Origin of the sequence: Yoonia sp. TsM2_T14_4 (assembly GCF_049602355.1) — a bacterium.
GTDB lineage: Bacteria > Pseudomonadota > Alphaproteobacteria > Rhodobacterales > Rhodobacteraceae > Yoonia > Yoonia vestfoldensis_A.
Map to the genome: position 1 here is coordinate 2,009,109 of NZ_CP187137.1, position 15,743 is coordinate 2,024,851.

15 protein-coding genes are annotated in these 15,743 nt (G+C 58.4%); all 15 read left to right on the forward strand.

Going from position 1 to position 15,743, the window contains the following annotated elements:
• The first annotated feature begins 50 nt into the window (after positions 1 to 50).
• Entirely contained in the window at positions 51 to 767 is a 717-nt protein-coding gene (locus tag ACPF9B_RS09925; RefSeq protein ID WP_007203982.1) for an aspartate/glutamate racemase family protein, read from the forward strand.
• Positions 764 to 2,164 carry a dihydropyrimidinase gene (gene hydA / locus ACPF9B_RS09930; protein ID WP_424177102.1) on the forward strand — a complete coding sequence of 467 codons (1,401 nt, stop codon included), beginning with the start codon at positions 764 to 766 and terminating at the stop codon, positions 2,162 to 2,164. Before ACPF9B_RS09925 ends, hydA begins: the two co-directional genes overlap by 4 nt.
• On the forward strand, positions 2,161 to 2,943 hold the full coding sequence (locus ACPF9B_RS09935) for a maleate cis-trans isomerase family protein (protein WP_007203980.1): 783 nt from the start codon (positions 2,161 to 2,163) through the stop codon (positions 2,941 to 2,943). Before hydA ends, ACPF9B_RS09935 begins: the two co-directional genes overlap by 4 nt.
• Positions 2,940 to 3,971 carry a TRAP transporter substrate-binding protein gene (locus ACPF9B_RS09940; RefSeq protein WP_424177105.1) on the forward strand — a complete coding sequence of 344 codons (1,032 nt, stop codon included), beginning with the start codon at positions 2,940 to 2,942 and terminating at the stop codon, positions 3,969 to 3,971. Before ACPF9B_RS09935 ends, ACPF9B_RS09940 begins: the two co-directional genes overlap by 4 nt.
• A gap of 58 nt (positions 3,972 to 4,029) precedes the next feature.
• The gene (locus tag ACPF9B_RS09945) at positions 4,030 to 4,599 is read left to right on the forward strand and encodes a TRAP transporter small permease subunit (protein ID WP_007203978.1); all 570 of its coding nucleotides are present in this window, start codon (positions 4,030 to 4,032) and stop codon (positions 4,597 to 4,599) included.
• On the forward strand, positions 4,596 to 5,897 hold the full coding sequence (locus ACPF9B_RS09950) for a TRAP transporter large permease (RefSeq protein WP_424177107.1): 1,302 nt from the start codon (positions 4,596 to 4,598) through the stop codon (positions 5,895 to 5,897). Before ACPF9B_RS09945 ends, ACPF9B_RS09950 begins: the two co-directional genes overlap by 4 nt.
• Entirely contained in the window at positions 5,894 to 7,249 is a 1,356-nt protein-coding gene (locus ACPF9B_RS09955; protein WP_424177109.1) for an amidase, read from the forward strand. Before ACPF9B_RS09950 ends, ACPF9B_RS09955 begins: the two co-directional genes overlap by 4 nt.
• A gap of 92 nt (positions 7,250 to 7,341) precedes the next feature.
• Positions 7,342 to 8,274 (forward strand): N-carbamoyl-D-amino-acid hydrolase, encoded by a 933-nt coding sequence (locus ACPF9B_RS09960; protein WP_424177111.1) that lies wholly within the window; start codon positions 7,342 to 7,344, stop codon positions 8,272 to 8,274.
• Between the two features lie 278 nt (positions 8,275 to 8,552).
• Positions 8,553 to 10,151 (forward strand): ABC transporter substrate-binding protein, encoded by a 1,599-nt coding sequence (locus ACPF9B_RS09965; protein ID WP_424177113.1) that lies wholly within the window; start codon positions 8,553 to 8,555, stop codon positions 10,149 to 10,151.
• A gap of 27 nt (positions 10,152 to 10,178) precedes the next feature.
• Positions 10,179 to 11,168 (forward strand): ABC transporter permease, encoded by a 990-nt coding sequence (locus tag ACPF9B_RS09970; RefSeq protein ID WP_207327899.1) that lies wholly within the window; start codon positions 10,179 to 10,181, stop codon positions 11,166 to 11,168.
• A gap of 4 nt (positions 11,169 to 11,172) precedes the next feature.
• Positions 11,173 to 12,060 carry an ABC transporter permease gene (locus ACPF9B_RS09975; protein WP_007203972.1) on the forward strand — a complete coding sequence of 296 codons (888 nt, stop codon included), beginning with the start codon at positions 11,173 to 11,175 and terminating at the stop codon, positions 12,058 to 12,060.
• Entirely contained in the window at positions 12,047 to 13,099 is a 1,053-nt protein-coding gene (locus ACPF9B_RS09980) for an ABC transporter ATP-binding protein (RefSeq protein WP_424177116.1), read from the forward strand. The genes ACPF9B_RS09975 and ACPF9B_RS09980 overlap by 14 nt, the downstream gene beginning before the upstream one ends.
• Positions 13,096 to 14,076 carry an ABC transporter ATP-binding protein gene (locus ACPF9B_RS09985; protein WP_424177118.1) on the forward strand — a complete coding sequence of 327 codons (981 nt, stop codon included), beginning with the start codon at positions 13,096 to 13,098 and terminating at the stop codon, positions 14,074 to 14,076. Before ACPF9B_RS09980 ends, ACPF9B_RS09985 begins: the two co-directional genes overlap by 4 nt.
• 3 nt (positions 14,077 to 14,079) lie before the next feature.
• The gene (locus ACPF9B_RS09990) at positions 14,080 to 15,258 is read left to right on the forward strand and encodes an amidase (protein WP_424177120.1); all 1,179 of its coding nucleotides are present in this window, start codon (positions 14,080 to 14,082) and stop codon (positions 15,256 to 15,258) included.
• Positions 15,255 to 15,719, forward strand: a complete 465-nt coding sequence (locus ACPF9B_RS09995) for a RidA family protein (protein WP_007203968.1) — start codon at positions 15,255 to 15,257, stop codon at positions 15,717 to 15,719. The genes ACPF9B_RS09990 and ACPF9B_RS09995 overlap by 4 nt, the downstream gene beginning before the upstream one ends.
• Positions 15,720 to 15,743: the final 24 nt, after the last annotated feature.

Genomic DNA, 15,743 nt, shown 5'->3' on the forward strand with positions numbered 1-15,743 from the left:
GGGGGCACCGTATGAGAATCCTTCTTCTGAACCCCAACACGACCCAAGCCATGACGGACAATATGGCTGCGATTGCCCGCGCCACCGTGGGTGACTTGGCAGAAATCATCCCCGTTACTGCAACCCGTGGATTTCCTTATATCGCAAGCCGCGCAGAGGCGCAGATCGCAGGTGGGATTGTCCTTGAGATGATCGCGGAACACGCCAGCACGGTTGATGCCGTCGTCATTGCGGCGTTCGGTGACCCCAGTCTGAAAGGGGCAAGAGACCTTTTCGACCTGCCCATTGTCGGAATGGCAGAAGCCGCTGTCATGACTGCGGCACTGCTTGGTGAAAGCTTTGCAGTTGTGACGTTTTCGCCGCTCATGACCCGGTGGTATGATGAATGCGTGCAAGCGACAGGCTTGGGAAATCGGTTCAAAGGGGTCCTTACCCCCGACATCACACCTGCCCGGCTGACGGACGTTCAGACAGATCTGGGCGCCGACATCATCACCATGGCGACAACGGCCGCCACACGTCATCATGCAGACGTCATCATCTTAGGTGGTGCCCCGTTGGCAGGGCTCGCACCCAAAATCGCATCACAAGTACCAGCAATCGTTATTGATCCTATCGCAGCCGCCGTTCTGCAAGCGATGACCCTTGTGCGAATGACGGCACATGCAGCCACGCCGCTGCGCGTGAACAAACCTGCGGCAAAGACATCCATTGGGCTCGCGGCACCGCTCGCTATGGCCATTCACCATGGGGGGGCCGCTTCGTGACTTACGATCTTATCATACGCGGCGCCCGCGTCGTTACGGGTGCAGAGGTTGTGGAATGTGACATCGGCATTCGAGAAGGGCGTATCAATGCGCTTGGACAGGATCTTGGCCCTGCTGACGAAGTGATTGATGCCACAGGCCTCATCGCCCTGCCTGGCGGGATCGACAGCCATGTGCATATTGCCCAACCCTCTGGTCCCGGCATCGAGATGGCGGATGATTTCGCCAGTGCGACGCGCTCTGCGGCTTGCGGCGGCAACACAACGGTCATGCCATTTTGTCTGCCCGAAGACGGCGTGACACTGCGGCAGGCGGTCAACGATTACCACGCCAAGGCCGACGGACAGTGCCATGTTGATGTGTCGTTTCACCTGATCATCAAGGATACGGATGCCCAGACCCTTGGTCAGGACCTACCTGCCCTGTTCGCGGCAGGCTACACCAGCTTCAAGGTTTTCATGACCTATGCCGGGCTGGCCCTGTCTGATCGGGAAATCCTTGACGTGATGGATGTGGCCAAAGCGCATAAAGCAATGGTCATGGTCCACGCCGAGAACGAGGACGCCATCGAATTTCTGCGCGACAAGGCCGAGGCGTCAGGCAACACCGGACCAGTGCACCACGCGCGCACACGCCCCATCCCCGTGGAACGCGAAGCAACACATCGGGCGATTTCACTGGCAGAGATCGCGGGTGTTCCCTTGACGATTGTGCATGTCTCCAACGGTGCCGCATTGGAAGAAATCACGCGGGCGCGGCGACGTGGGCTCAAGGTTTTTGCCGAAACTTGTCCTCAGTACATCACTTTGACCGCAGATGATCTGGATCGCGCGGGGTTTGAAGGCGCGAAATATGTCTGCTCTCCGCCGCCACGCGACAGCGCGGAACAAGCCGCGATCTGGGCCGGGCTGGAACAAGGCGACTTTGATCTTTTTTCATCCGATCATTGTCCGTTTCGCTTTGCCGACAGCGCTGGCAAGGACGCACAAGGTGCGCGTGCCACATTCCGCAATATTCCCAACGGCATCCCCGGTGTCGAAACGCGCCTGCCGATCCTGTTTTCCGAAGGCGTGATGAAGGGCCGGATCACGCTGCCCCGCTTTGCAGCCATCACAGCGACAAACCATGCCCGCCTGTATGGGCTGGCCGCACGCAAAGGTGCCATCTGTGTTGGGGCCGATGCCGACATCGCCCTGTGGGATCCAAACCTGACCAAACCGATCAGGCAGACGGACTTGCATCACGGATCCGATTACACGCCTTGGGAAGGGTTTGAGGTGACCGGTTGGCCGGTGCGCACGCTGCTGCGCGGACAGACAGTGGCCAAGGACGGCGAGATCGTGGGGGCCGCGACGGGCGACTATCTGTCCCGCTCCGCGCCGGAGTTCCTGATATGACTGTGTTTGAACGCCAGACGGGAAAGCGTGTGGGGATGCTCACACCCTCCTCCAACACGGTTCTTGAACCCTATACATCTGCCATGTTTGCCCCTTTCGGTGACGCCGCCTCGGCGCATTTCGGGCGGTTCCGGGTTGTTGAAATCTCGATGTCGGACGCCAGCCAAGGGCAATTCACCGACGCGCCGATCCTTGAAGCCGCCAGATCACTGGCCGAAGCCAAGGTCGATCTGATTGCGTGGAACGGCACATCGGCCAGTTGGCTGGGGCTGGAGAAAGACCGCGCCCTTTGCGCCATGATCGAAGCAGAAACCGGGATCAAGGCGACATCGACCAGTCTGGCCTATGACCATCTATTTCGCGGCATGGGGCTGAAATCGCTGGGTTTGGTCACCCCTTATCTGACCGAAGTTCAGGACCTGATTGTCGCACAATATGCGTCGCAAGGGATCGCCGTCAGCGCCGATGCGCGGTTGGAAGAAAAAGTGAACCATGCCTTTGGGACGTATTCAGCCGATCAGATCGCGGGGATGATCCGCGAGGTGGCCAAAAGCAAACCACAGGCCATTTCGATCCTTTGCACCAATTTCCGAGGCGCCCCTCAAGCGGCTGCACTTGAAGCCGAAACCGGCATCCCGATCCTCGATTCCGTATCCGTAACAGCCGCGCATTGCATGCGCGAAATGGGGCTTGATCCCGCCAGGGTGAACAATTGGGGATCCGTCTTCCAGCTCTTTTCCGACCTTCACTATCCTTCCCAACAAAGAGAGAAACAATGAAAACAACTCATATTATCAGCACCATTGCGCTTTTGTCGCTGGCTGTTCCAGCAAGCGCCGAAACCACCATGCGCGTTATGGGCCAACCGGCGGCGACCGGCCTTATCCAAAACAACGTCGAAGGCCCGTTCTTTGCTGACTTCGCCGCAAGCACTGGTCTGGATATCACGGCTGAATTCCAGCCTGCCGACGTCACAGGCATCAAGGATACAGAGCAACTTCGCGTTCTGAAAAGTGGGCTGTTTGACATCATTTCGCTGCGACTAAGCCAGGTTTCCCGCGACGAGCCGACAATTCTGGGTCTGGATTTGGTCGGCCTGAACCCTGATTACGCAAGCGGCAGAGAAACCGTTGCGGCATTCAAGTCGGTCGTTGATGCGCGGCTTCAAGAACAGTTCAATACGAAATTGCTTGGCGTTTGGCCCTTTGGCCCGCAGGTCCTGTTCTGCGAACCAGAGATTTCATCGCTTGCAGACCTCAGCGGGCTGAAAGTGCGGGTCTACGATCAGAACCTTGCCAATTTCATCTCGCTGGTCGGTGGCACACCGGTTCCGCTGTCCTTTGGTGATGTGCAGCAATCGCTGGCGCGGGGCGTGGTTGATTGCGCGATCACCGGGCCATCGTCTGCCAACTCTGCTGGCTGGCCCGAGGTCACATCCTACATGATGCCCATCGCATTCCAGATGGCCATGAATGGCTATGGCATGAATCTGGACACTTGGAATGCCTTGTCTGCCGAAGATCAGGAAAAGATGCAGGCCGCCTTTGACACGCTGATCGAAGACATCTGGACCTATTCAGAAGAGCTGTTCGTGGATGCGGTGCAATGCAACGTGGGCCAGCAACCTTGCGAAACAGGCACGCTATATGACCTGACGCTGGTCGAAGTGAGCGACGCGGACAAGGCCCTGATCAGCACAGCCGTCACTGACGTGTCCTTCCCGGCCTGGAAGGAAATCTGTGACGCAACCAACCCTGCCTGCTCCTCTTCTTGGTTGGAAACGGTCGGTGTCGCGAAAGGTTACTAAGCGCTTGTCGGGGGCGGTTCATTTCGCCCCCAACCCTGCATCAACGTGAGGGACGGAAATGGAATTCATCGCCACATGGATAAGCCGATTGTTCGGTTGGTCGCTGTTGTTCTTGTCGTGCTTTGTTGCGCTCGAAACAGTGATGCGTAAGGTTTTCAATACCTCTTTGCAGGGCGCGGACGAGCTTGGCGGCTATATTCTGGCGTTCGGATCGTCGCTGGCCTTTGTCGTGACATTGGCAGAGCGGGCGCATATCCGTATCGATGTGCTGCACCGAAAATTCCCGATTTTCGTACAATCGCTGATCGACTGGCTTGCTGCATTGTCGATGGCAGTGCTGGGCTGTTTCCTGCTGTATGTGGGGTGGTTCGTCCTGAAGGATACGTTGGCCTACGGGTCCACGGCAGCAACCCCTTGGGCCACCCCGCTGATCTGGCCGCAAACGGCTTGGTACGGGGCGCTCGCGATTTTTTCGATCTCGGCAATTGCTCTGTCGGCGCGCGCAACCTGGCTGTTCTTCGCAGGTGACCACAGGACATTGGCCGCCGAATTCAATCCCAAAGGGGCCGCCGACGAACTCGTCGACGAGCTTCAGGAACTGGCGAAACGCAAAGGCAAACTCCAATGACGATTGCAGATATTGCCATCGGTTTTTCAGTGATGATGGGGCTGTTGCTGATCGGATTTCCCGTCGCGATTGTCATGGTCGCGATGGGTGTCGTGGGTGGCGTGCTGCTTTATGGTCCCGTCCTGCTAGAGAGCATGGGGCCGGTGTTATGGGGGGTGCAGAACGAAAATGTTCTGACCGCGATCCCGTTGTTCATTCTTCTGGGCGAATTGCTGTTGCGATCAGGGATCGCTGACCGCATGTACGGGACCTTGGCCATGTGGCTTGGTGGGCTGCCCGGCGGGCTGCTGCATACCAACATCGGGTGTTGTGCGCTGTTCGCCGCCACCTCGGGATCGTCGGTTGCTACGGCGGCGACGGTCGGAACCGTAGCCTTACCCTCGCTGAACGAGCGGAACTATTCGTCCTCGCGCGCGCTGGGGTCACTGGCCGCAGGCGGCACCTTGGGCATTCTGATCCCGCCCTCGGTCAACCTGCTGGTCTATGGATCGCTGGCGAATGTTTCTGTCGGCCAGTTGTTCATCGCAGGGATCATCCCGGGCATCTTGCTGACGCTTTCCTTCATGATCCTGATTGCGCTCCAGCATTATTGGAAACCCGATGATGTGTCCAAACCGCTGCAGGTCAGCCGCGCAGAGCGGATCCACGCGCTGCGTAACCTGATACCGCCAGCGGTCGTCTTCGCGATCATCATGGGGTCGATCTACATGGGGATCGCCACGCCCACCGAAAGCGCCGCCCTTGCCGTGATTGCAGCACTTGTTTTCGTGTGGCGCGAAGGACGGTTGAGCCTGTCTTTCCTTGACGTCTGCTTTCGCCAGACCGCCAAGACGACGGGTATGATCCTGCTGATCATCGCCGCCGCTTTCACGCTGAATGTCACTCTGGCCCTTGGTGGCATTACCAATGCGATGAGTTCCTGGGTCGGTGGTTTGGGGCTGACATCGACGGCTTTGCTCTTCGCGCTTATGTTGTTTTACCTGATCCTGGGCATGTTCATGGATGTGCTTTCGATGCAGGTTCTGACAATTCCCGTTGTCGTGCCCATCATTATCGCGGCAGGGATTGACCCGATCTGGTTTGGTATCTTCGTGGTGTTGATGAGCGAGCTTGGCATGATCACCCCACCCGTCGGCATGAACCTTTATGTGGTCCAAGGTGTGCGCAGCGACAAAGGCCCCTTTATGGATGTCATCGTCGGCGCATTGCCCTATGCCGCAATCATGTTGCTTTTCGCGACCATGCTGATCTTTTTGCCAAGCATTGTCATGTGGCTGCCCAGCAGCCTTGCCCGATGAGTATCTGGCAAACAGATGTAACTGCATTGCTTGCCGCATATGCGACTGGTCAGGTGACACCTGTGCAGGCCGTTGAAGCGATGCTGGCGCGGATAGCGATGTTGAACTCCACTTTGAACGCCTATACCGCGATGAACGACTTGGGCCTGTCAGAAGCGGTCGCCGCGACGGCGCGATGGCGGGCGGGCGGGCCGAATGGCCCGCTGGACGGCGTGCCTTTGATCATCAAGGACAACCTTGTCACCGCAGGTATGCCGGCTGCTTGGGGCAATGCACATTTGGCCCGCCAGATTGCCACCCATGACGAGGCACCGATTGCCCGGCTCCGAGCGGCTGGGGCGATCTTTTTGGGCAAAGGCAACACGCCAGAGTTCGCCATCGAAGGCTACACCGATAACCTGACCTTTGGCGTGACGCGCAACCCGTTCGACCCCGCGTTAACGCCAGGCGGATCGTCCGGTGGCGTCGTGGCGGCAGTTGCGGCAGGGCTTGCTTTTGCAGGGATCGGAACCGATGGTGGCGGCTCAATCCGCAGACCTGCCGGATATACCGGCCTTTTCGGGCTGAAACCCGGGATTGGACATGTGCCACGCGCCGGTGGCCTTGCTCAGGTCTTGCTGGATTTCGAGGTCGTCGGACCAATTGCGCGCAGTGCGCGCGATCTTACGCTGCTCGACACCGTGCTTTCGGGCGGCCCCAACAAGGCCCCGTCTGAGCGCCCGCTTAGCATTCTCGCAATCGCAACACTGGGTGACGCGCCTTGCGACCCCACAATTCGCGCCGCATTCACCGCGACATGTGACCGGATGTCTGCACTGGGCCACGCGGTTGTCAAAGGTTCGATGCCGCTGGACATTGGCCAACTGAACGCAGTTTGGACCGACATCGGGGCAATCGGACTTGCCGCCTACCTTGAGGATCACCCGGAAGTCCGCGTCAGTGCCAATCCCAAATATATTGCGATCGCCAAAACCGGTGCCAAGAAATCGGTGGCTGATCTATACCGTATCCTCGATCTCGTTTTCAAACTGCGCCACGAGACTGCGGAACTTTTTCAGCAATATGATGCGATCCTGATGCCGACCGCAGCCGCAAACCCTTGGCCTGCGGCAGAGCCATTTCCCGACACCATTGATGGACAAAGCGTCGGACCCAGAGGGCACGCAATCTATACCGGATGGATCAACGCAGCAGGCCTGCCCGCGGTTGCCTTCCCTGCCCCAACCGCAGGTCTGCCAATTGGCATGCAACTGATCGGTCCCATGGGGTCCGAAAGCTCTATCGTTGCGGTTGCCGGCGCCTGTGCCGCCGCGTTCGCTTGGCCTGCCATTGCCAAAGACCCAAATGATTGAAAGCGCCATCCATTGCTCCAGAACAGGAACGAAACGACCGGGGTGGCACAAATGAACCGCCACACTTCAAGGCCAATCCACGGGGTTAGCGCATGAGCCGGGTGGTCTGCACCGCCGCAGCCCAGATGGGTCCGATCTCTCGCGATGAAACACGCGCCTCAGCCGCCGCACGGATGGTTGCGTTGCTTGATCAAGCCGCACGGCAAGGTGCAAACCTTGTGGTGTTTCCCGAACTTGCCCTGACCAGCTTTTTCCCGCGATGGTTCATGCCAGATCAAGCCGACGTCGATGCATTCTTCGAAACCGAAATGCCAAACGCCGCCACTGAAACTTTGTTTGCGCGGGCGCGCGCCCTTGGGATCGCATTTTCATTTGGCTATGCAGAGATGTGTCAGCACGATGGCAAGCTGCACCGCTATAATACCGCCATTCTTGTCGATGGTGCAGGGCAGATCGTTGACCGCTACCGCAAGGTTCATCTGCCCGGACATGCCGAACACGAGCCTTGGCGCCCGTTTCAGCATCTTGAAAAGCGCTATTTTGACCCCAGTCCCTTTGGTTTTCATGCGGTTGATACTTTGGGCGGCAAGATTGGTCAGGCCATCTGCAATGACAGGCGCTGGCCCGAAACCTATCGCGAATTGGCCCTTGCTGGGGGCGAGATGGTCTTGATTGGCTACAACACGCCGCGCCACTACCCACCCGCGCCCAAGCACGACCACCTTCAGGATTTCCACAATCACCTAAGCCTTCAGGCCGGGGCCTACGCCAATGGGATGTGGGTCGTTGGTGTGGCCAAGGCAGGGATCGAGGAAGGGTGCGACCTCATCGGTGGCTCTGCCATCGTCGCGCCAACCGGCGAGATTGTCGTGCAAGCCCAGACTTTGGGAGACGAGATCATCGTGGCCGACTGCGACCTCGACCGCTGCGCCGAGATCCGCGCAAATATCTTCGATTTTGCAAAACACCGCAGACCCGAAGCCTACACACGGATTGCGGCAAAAGACGCACCCGCAAAAGGCTAGCCAACAGGCATGCCCCTTCAGCGAATTGATTCCTTGCGCATGGTCGAAACGTCACAAGATGCGCCCTGCCACGCGCTGAACCAGATCAATGACCATGCGGTATACGCCTAAAAACGCATCATACCTGAATAAGCCGCTCCTTTATTGGTCGGTATAAAGGCATTCGCACCGTTCGGTTTTCGATCTTTGCCCATAGAATGGAATGCCATTGAGGTTTCGCGCAACGTACCGGTCAGGGGGCGAAGGATAACTGCCCTGAATTGACATGGAGTTGTGAGATGAAACATTTCAAGAAAGGGGTCGCGACGCTACTGGTTGCTGCGTCCCTGTGTGCCCAAGGTGCATGGGCGCAAGGCACTTTGCGTGTCGGCATGACGGCCGCAGATATTCCGCTGACCACAGGGCAGACTGACCAAGGTGGCGAAGGCATGCGGTTCATGGGCTATACGGTTTATGATTCACTGATCGAATGGGATTTGACCAGTGCAGACAAGCCGTCGGCCCTGATCCCGGGGCTGGCGACCGCATGGTCCGTCGATGACGCGGACAAAACCAAATGGACCTTCACCCTGCGCGAGGGCGTCACATACCACGATGGCAGCCCCTTTACCGCAGCCGACGTCGTCTGGAACTTTGACAAGCTGCTTGATGAGACGTCCGAGCAATACGATTCCCGTCAGGCAGCCCAAGGCAAGTCGCGTATTCCTGCGGTCGCAAGCTATACAGCCATCGACGACTACACCTTGGAGATCATCACCAAGACACCTGACGCGACTTTGCCATATCAACTTGCATGGATCTTGATATCCTCGCCCGCCCAGTTTGAAGCTGTCGGCAAGGACTGGGAAGCCTTTGCAGCGAGCCCCTCTGGCACGGGCCCGTGGAAAATGGAAACCTTCGTGCCACGCGAACGGGCTGAACTGGTGCCGAACACCGCCTATTGGGATGAAACCCGCATTCCCAAGCTCGACAAAATGGTGCTGATCCCACTGCCAGAACCAAACGCGCGTGCAGCCGCATTGCTCTCTGGCCAAGTTGATTGGATCGAGGCCCCCGCACCTGACACCATTCCGGCGATGACCGGCAATGGGTTTGTGATCTCCTCAAACGCATATCCACACAACTGGACATGGCATCTGTCGCGCACCGAAGGATCACCCTGGAACGATATCCGTGTGCGCCAGGCCGCGAACCTGGCCGTGGACCGTGAAGGCATGAGCGCGCTTCTGGGTGGGCTGATGATCCCTGCAAAGGGTTTCCTGCCGCCATCCTCTCAGTGGTTCGGCACCCCAACCTTTGACGTTCGCTATGACCCCGAAGCGGCAAAAGCCTTGCTGGCAGAGGCCGGTTACAGTCTGGAAAACCCGCTCAAGGTCAAGGCGCTGATTTCGCCCTCGGGCTCTGGCCAGATGCTGCCGCTGCCGATGAACGAATACCTCCAGCAAAACCTTGCCCAAGTCGGCATCGACGTCGAATTCGTCGTCGTGGAGTGGAACCAGATGATCAACCTGTGGCGCGCAGGTGCCGAAGATCCTTCGGTCGAGGGTGCCATGTCGATCAACTTTACCTACTTCATCCAGGATCCCTTCACCGGTCTCATCCGTCACCTGTCATGTGATCTGATTGCCCCGAACGGCACCAACTGGGGCCATTACTGTGATCCAGAAATGCAGGGGCTGTTCGACCAGATCAAGAACACCTTTGATGCTGAAGAGCAGGACGCGGTAATGCGTGCAACACACGAAAAATACGTGAATGACGCGCTGTTTCTGATGGTGACGCATGACGTGGCCCCACGGGCGCTGGCACCAAACGTAAAGGGCTTTGTGCAGGCGCAGAACTGGTACCAGAACTTTTCGTCAATCACGATGGAATGATGCCAAGAACCCCGCGCCACGCATGTCATGGCGCGGGACTTAATTTATCTGAGGACCGCCACCGTGTTCACCTATTTTCTTCGCCGCGTGATCTTGATGCTGCCTGTCGCCTTTGGAGTGTCAGTCATTTGTTTCATGCTGGTCCAGATCGCGCCGGGTGATCCACTGACGGCGATCATGCCGGTTGACGCCACTGCGGATGAACAAGCCGCAATGCGGGCTATTTACGGCCTCGATAAGCCGCTGCCGGTGCAATATGCCATCTGGATCGGAAACCTGTTTCAGGGTGACATGGGCAAGAGCATTGCCACCGGTCGGCCCGTCGCTGACGAAGTTTTTGGAGCAGTGCAGAATTCATTGCTTTTGGCCTTCAGCGCCGCTGTGATTGCTTTTCCAATCGGTATTTTTCTTGGATTTCTCGCGGGTTATTTCCGCGATACCCTGCTGGATCGCGCCGTCACGGCGATTTCAATCGCAGGCGTATCGGTCCCCAATTATTGGCTGGGCATCGTGCTGGTCATCATCTTTTCGGTAAACCTTGGCTGGCTGCCCTCGATGGGCGCAGGCCCCGGCGGGTCGCAGGATTGGGCGTGGGATTGGCTGCATATGCGCCATCTGGTCCTGCCTGCAGTCACTTTGGCGGTCGTTCCAATCGGTATCGTCGCCCGAACGGTGCGCGCATTGGCGGGCGATCTTTTGACCCAGGACTTTGTGACCGCCCTATACGCCAAAGGGATGAGCCGCGGCGATGTATTGCGCCACGTCGCACGCAACGCCGCCGCCACAGCGCTGTCGGTCATGGGTTTGCAGCTGGGCTATCTGCTGGGTGGGTCGATCCTGATTGAGACCGTGTTCAACTGGCCCGGTTCCGGCTTTTTGTTGTCCAATGCGATCTTCCAGCGCGATTTACCGCTCTTGCAGGGTACGATCCTTGTCCTTGCGCTTTTCTTTGTTGCGATGAACCTGATCGTCGATGTGGCCCAAGCCGCCATTGACCCGCGTATCAAGAGGAGCTGAGCTGATGGCTTTGATAGAGACGCATGGTCTGGAAGACCCTATCTCGGAGGCTGGCAAAGGCTATTGGTCCGGCGTCGGATCGCGCTTGATCCGCGATCCGGTTACGATGATTTGCCTTGGCGTCATTCTGCTTTTGATCCTCTCGGCTGTCTTCGCACCCTATCTGGGTCTTGCTGATCCTTACACCGGATCAATGATCAAGCGGCTGGCCCCGATCGGGACCGAAGGGCATATCCTTGGGACCGACGAACAAGGCCGCGACATGCTGGCGCGGCTGATTTATGGCGGCAGACTGACACTGTTTATCGGTCTGATGCCTGTTGTGCTGGCGTTCTTTATCGGTGGCGCATTGGGGATTGTCGCTGGCTACTTGGGTGGCTGGGTCAATACTGTGATCATGCGCACTGTAGACGTGTTTTTTGCCTTTCCGTCCGTGCTGCTGGCAATCGCGATTTCGGGGGCGCTAGGCGCGGGAATCTTGAACAGCCTTGTTTCGCTCACCATTGTTTTTATCCCGCCCATCACACGGGTCGCAGAAGCGGTGACGTCTGGCGTGCGTTCGCTGGACTATATCGACGCAGCCCGCGCATCGGGCGCGAATGCACTGACCGTGATCCGGGTGCATGTGATCGGCAACGTGCTGTCACCCATCTTTGTCTATGCCACCTCGCTGACCAGCGTCTGCATGATCCTTGCCGCAGGCCTTAGCTTTCTGGGGATCGGCGTGCGCCCGCCCGAACCTGAATGGGGGCTGATGCTGAACACATTGCGGTCCGCCATCTATATCAACCCGTGGCTGTCTGCCTTGCCCGGCTTGATGATCTTTATCACCTCGCTTTGCCTGAACCTGCTCAGCGACGGCGTCAGGAGTGCAATGAATGTCAAAGACTGAAACCTTGGCAGATACCCAACCAGATAAGGGCGGGCCGGCCCAACCCCTTTTGATCGTGCGCAATTTGCAGAAATACTTCCCTGTTCGCGGTGGCATTTTTGGCGGCAAAAAGGCCGTGGTGCAGGCTGTGGACGGCGTGTCGTTTGAAGTCAAAAAGGGTGAAACCCTTGGCATCGTGGGCGAGTCTGGCTGTGGAAAATCCACGACCGCGCGCTTGCTGATTGGCCTGCTTGATAAAGACAAAGGTGAGATCATCTATGATGGCCAAGACCTTGGTGGCACCTTGTCCCTGCGCGAATTGCGGCGCGGCGTGCAAATGGTGTTTCAAGACAGCTATGCTTCGCTGAACCCGCGCCTGACGATTGAAGCCTCGATAGCCTTTGGCGCGCGCATTCAGGGACTGTCCGACCCGGTCGGGCGCGCACGAAAACTGATGGAGCGTGTAGGCCTGGCGCCCGATCGCTTTGCCCAACGCTATCCGCACGAGGTATCCGGCGGACAGCGTCAGCGGATCAACATCGCCCGCGCGCTGGCCATGTCGCCCCGATTGGTGGTGCTGGATGAGGCTGTGTCGGCACTTGATAAATCGGTCGAAGCACAAGTGCTCAACCTGTTGGCTGACTTGCGCCGCGAATTTGGTTTGACCTATATTTTTATCAGCCACGACCTAAACGTGGTCCGCTACATTTCGGACCGTATCCTTGTGATGTATCTGGGTGAAGTGGTCGAGATTGCCCCGGTCGATGATATCTGGACCTCGCAAGCGCACCCTTATACCCGGTCGCTGTTTTCTGCGATGCCGTCGATGGACCCCGACAACCGCACGAAAGAACCGCCACTGGCCGGTGATCCGCCCAACCCGATCAACCCGCCCTCTGGCTGTCGGTTCCATACGCGGTGCCGATTTTCCGAAGACGTGTGCAAAGCCAAAGTACCCCCATTGCACCCCTTGTCGGCCGGGTCCGATCACTTGGCGGCCTGTCACCTGCACGACATCAGCTCTGGTCACAGCAAGGCGGGAAAGGACGTGTTCGAATGACCGAGAACCTTGTCGATATCCGCAATTTGAACGTCCGCTTCAGCGGTGCCCGCACCGTGCATGCGATCAATGACCTGACACTGACGCTCAAGCAGGGCGAAACCATGGCCCTGCTGGGCGAAAGCGGATCAGGCAAGTCCGTGACATTGAAAACCCTGCTGCGGCTGCTGCCCCCCAAGCGCAGCCATATCGACGGCAATATCGCCGTGAACGGTGTTGATGTCCTCACGCTGTCGGGCAAGAAACTTCAAGCCTACCGCGGCGAAGAAGTGTCCATGGTCTTTCAAGAACCCGGCCTTGCGCTGGACCCGGTCTATACCGTGGGCGACCAGATCGCTGAATCCGTGATGCGCCACAAAGGCGTGCGCAAAGACGAGGCGCTTTCAACAGCCTTGGACATGCTGCGACGGGTGCGGATTCCATCGCCCGAGCGACGCTTGCACAACTATCCGCATGAACTGTCGGGGGGGATGTTACAGCGGGTCATGATCGCGCTGGCGCTGGCCTGCCGTCCAAGGCTGCTTTTGGCGGATGAGCCAACGACTGCGCTTGATGCGACGGTGCAGATCCAGATCCTGTTGTTACTGCGCGACCTGCAAAAAGAATTTGGCATGGGCGTGATCTTTGTGACGCATGACATCGGCGTGGCCGTCGAAGTGTCCGAACGCATCGCGGTCATGTACGCGGGACAAATCGTTGAAGAAGGCACCACCCGCGAGATCATCAAAGACCCGCGCCATCCCTATACCCGCGGCCTCTTGGCGGCGAACCTGCATGATGCAGCGCGCGGCGCACGCTTGAACGCGATCCCCGGCGCGCCGCCGCCCTTGGACACGCGCCCAGATGCCTGTTCTTTTGCGCCGCGCTGCCCGCTTGCTGAACCGCAGTGTCTTGCGGCACTGCCCCCGGTTCATTCGCCAAACGACCGCCGCCGCGTGGCCTGTATCCACCCCAATGCGCCCATCTTGGCGGAGTAGATTGTGCTGATCGACAAAGACCCCTTCAACTGTTTCATGCCGTATGAGGCAATTCGCGTGACCCACGCCGCCGATGGCCCTCTTGCGGGCCTCACGCTGGCCGTGAAAGATATCTTTGACGTCGCAGGCTATCGCACCGGTTCGGGCTGTCCAACACGGCTTGCGCAAAGCCCTGTCGCAAGCAAAACCGCCTCTGCCGCCCAGCGGCTGTTAGATGCGGGCGCTCAGTTTGTCGGAAAGACCCATACTGATGAACTTGCTTGGTCGATGTACGGGATGAATGCGCATTTCGGCACACCTGTGAACCCTGCTGCCCCCGACCGCATTCCCGGCGGGTCATCATCGGGGTCGGCAGTTGCGGTCGCAGGCGGACTTGCCGATATTGCCATCGGATCAGATACGGGCGGATCAGTGCGCGCGCCAGCCAGCTTTTGCGGGATTTGGGGACTGCGTCCAACGCATGGACGGGTCTGTCTGGACGGTGTTCAGCCGCTCGCGCCAAGCTATGACGCTGTTGGCCTTTTCGCGCGCGATGGCGCGACACTTGCCCGCGCTGCCGATGCGCTGCTCGGCCCGGATACAGCCGCTTTACCGCCAAACCCTGTGCTGCTGCGCCCGACAGATATGATCGCGCAACTGGCCGCGGAGCAACAGGCGATATACGTCAGCGTCTTTGGAGCCTTGCAAGCCCAAGACGTCGAAGTTTTTCCGCAAGGGGTAGCTGCTGTATATGACATTTTCCTGACCACGATCAGCGGCGATGCCAAAGCCGCAATCGTGCCATGGATCAAAGCGTCAGGGATGCCCTTGGTGCGCGGCATTCATGGGCGGGTGGCCGCAGCAGAACAGCTTGCAGAGGCGCAGATCGCCGATGCGCGAAAGGCGCGGGCCAACTATGCCGCAAAAATTGTGGCACTTCTGGGTGACACCGGCGTGCTGCTCGCTCCCGTCGTCCCAGAGGCTCCGTTTCGCTTGGACGCGCCTATCGAGGTGTTCGACACCTACCGCCACGACGCTATGCGTCTTTTGTGCGTGGCAGGGCTTGTCGGGCTACCTCAGGTGACTTTCCCCGCAGGCAGTATCGACGGCGCGCCTTTCGGGCTTTCTCTGATCGGGCCACGCGGGTCGGATTTATCGCTGATTGCGCTGGCCAATGCGCTGGCAAAAGGAACCACCACATGAGCTGCCCCATCGAAGCGCAGCTAGGCAAACTGGGCCTTGCGCTGCCACCATCGGCCCCATCGCGGGCTTTGTTTCTGCCCGGCAAGATCACCGGCAATCTATTGTTCCTGTCCGGTCAAATCTGTGAATGGGAAGGCGTGCCAAAATACTTTGGCCCCATTGGCACCGGGTTCGACACCGCCATTGGGCAACAAGCCGCACAAATGTGCGCGCTGAACCTTCTATTCTCGATACGTGCTGTCGCCGGGTCCCTGACGAAAGTCAGCCAGATCGTGCGGGTTGGTGGTTTTGTTGCCGCAGACCCCGGCTATCCGGATGGACCACAAATCGTGAACGGCGCATCGCAGCTTTTCATCGACCTTTGGGGCGATGCCGGACGGCACGCGCGCACTGCTGTCAACGTAGCGTCTTTGCCAGCCAATGCATTGGTCGAAGTGGAAGCCGTGGTTGAACTCAATTGACACTTCAGCCAAGGCAACCAGTCC